The organism is Streptomyces calidiresistens (assembly GCF_014141525.1).
GTDB classification, from domain to species: Bacteria; Actinomycetota; Actinomycetes; order Streptomycetales; family Streptomycetaceae; genus Streptomyces; species Streptomyces calidiresistens.
In genome coordinates, this window is sequence record NZ_VKHS01000876.1 from 1 (window position 1) to 2,123 (window position 2,123).

1 protein-coding gene is annotated in these 2,123 nt (G+C 77.9%); it reads right to left on the reverse strand.

The window, feature by feature from the left end; translation table 11 throughout:
• Nucleotides 1–58: 58 nt before the first annotated feature.
• Nucleotides 59–2,123: glycosyltransferase family 4 protein (locus FOE67_RS23685; protein ID WP_228474213.1), on the reverse strand; the 2,065-nt coding region annotated here is incomplete at its 5' end.

Consider the following 2,123-nt stretch of genomic DNA (forward strand, 5'->3'; position numbering starts at 1 on the left):
GCGGTAGCGGGAGGGGAAGCCGGGGCCGGCCGGGAGGGGAGCCGACCGACCCCGGCGGTCAACCGGCCGGGACGGCGGCGCGCGGGGCGAGCAGGGACCGGTACTCCCGGGCGAGGCGCTCGGCGGTGCCGGTGACGGAGTAGCGGCGCCGCACGGTCAGCCGGCCGCGCTCGGCCATCTCCCGGCGCGCCGGCTCGCTCAGGGCCGGCAGCCGGGCCAGACCCGCCGCCAGGGAGGCCGTCGAGGAGGTGTCCAGGAGCAGGCCGTTCACCCCGTCGCGGATGTAGTGCGGGACGCCGCCCACCCGGGGACCGGCGGCGGGCAGGCCCGCGGCCATCGCCTCCAGGATCGCCAACCCGAACTCCTCCTTGGCGCTGGAACAGACGTAGTGGGCCCGTATCCCGGCCCGCGGATCGGCCAGGCCCTGCTCCAGCAACCGCACCTCCCGGTTGGGCAGGGCCGGGACGAGGGCGATTCGAGGGGCGGCCCCCGGAACCCCCGCCAGCAGGTCCGTGATGCGCCGTCGCATCGCGACCTCCACGGGCGAGGGCCGGTCGGGATCGCCGCCGATGAGGACGAGGGCGGTGTCGCGGTACAGCCCCGACGCGAGCCAGCTCTCCACCAGGAGGTCCTGTTGTTTGACCGGGTGCAGCCGGCCGACGTTGAGGAGCAACGGGAGGGATCGGGCGGCGGGGTCGAGGGCCTCCGGGCCGGGATTCCGGCGGAACAACCCCTCCACCAGGCGACGGCGCTCCCGACGGTCGCTCGCCCGGGGACTCGGCACGGGGATGCCCTCGGGTGGCGCGATCAGCGGACGGCCGCGGTGGCCGTCCTCGAGCTGGGGGAAGTACCGGACCAACTCCTCGGTCCCGCCGCCGCGGCCGGGTATGGCGACCACGGCGTCGGAGCGGGCGACCAGCCGGTCGGCGACGAAGACGCGGTGCAGATCGTGACGCATGGCCTCGGCCCCGGCGGAATCGCGGGGGTCACGGGGGCCGGAGTGACGCTCGATCAGCCGACGGTGCGGGTCGGGGGTGGCGGTGAACACCAGCCGCAGGCCCAGCCGCCGGGCCGCCTCGGCCACCGCCAGCGCACCGTCATCGGCCCACCGGACGTGGACGACGGCGGGTGAGCAGCCCACCCGCGCCAGCACGCGGGTGGTCCACCAGGCGAGGTCCGCGCGGTGATCGCCCATCTCCTCGGAAGCCACCCGGTCGTCGGTGTCGGTGGGCAGCCGCAGCACCCAGTGGCCCTCGCCGTGACGGTCCAGCAGCCGCTCACCGGGGCGCAGATCACCGCGGCCGACGGTGACCGGGGTGAGGACCCGCGCGACGCCCCCGCATCCCGCCAGGGCGTCCCCCAAGCCCTCCAGGAGAACGCCCAGGCCACCGCCGGAGCCCCGGCCCGGGGAGCCGAGCCGGCCCTGGAGCATCGGCTGCACGACGACCATCCCGTCCCTTCGGGGGGCGCGGGGCACGGGCAGGGCCCGGGTGAAGAGAGCGGCGGCCGGATGGGAGGCCCCGGCCAGGCGGTACCAGACGGCGGAGAGCAGCAGCCGCTCGTAGGGGTCCTCGACGGCGGCGGGGGCGGGCAGCAGCGGCGCGGCGTCGGGCAGGCCGGAGAGGTGACGCCAGCCGGCGTGCCGCAGGACGCGGAGGTCGTCGCGGAGGTCGTCGCGGCCGCCGGCGCGCCTCCCGCCCGCACCGCCGGTGCCGGTGCCGGTGCCGGTGAGCAGGGGGCGCAGCTCGGCGGCGCGCAGGGGACGCAGACCGTGGGCGTCGGCGAGGTCGAGCAGCAGGGCCGCCGTCCCCGGGTCGGGGGCGGAGAGCAGGGCCCGCCGCAGCTCCCGTGTCGCGGGACGCGGTCCGTGGCGGGCGAGGGACTGCCCCCACAGCTCGGAGACGGCGGTCCACAGGCGACGGCGCCCGCCGGGCCCCGGGGCCGGACCCACCCCGCCCGACGCCTCGGCGAGGCGGGCGAGGAGCTCCCCCGGGTCGGGGGCCGGCCCACGCCTGGTGGCCCGCCGCAGACCGGCCACCAGGGCGTCGGTGGAGAGGCCCGCGCCGGGTCGGCGGGGATCGGCGGGGGCGCTGTCCCCTATACACATCTCCGCGCCCACGAGA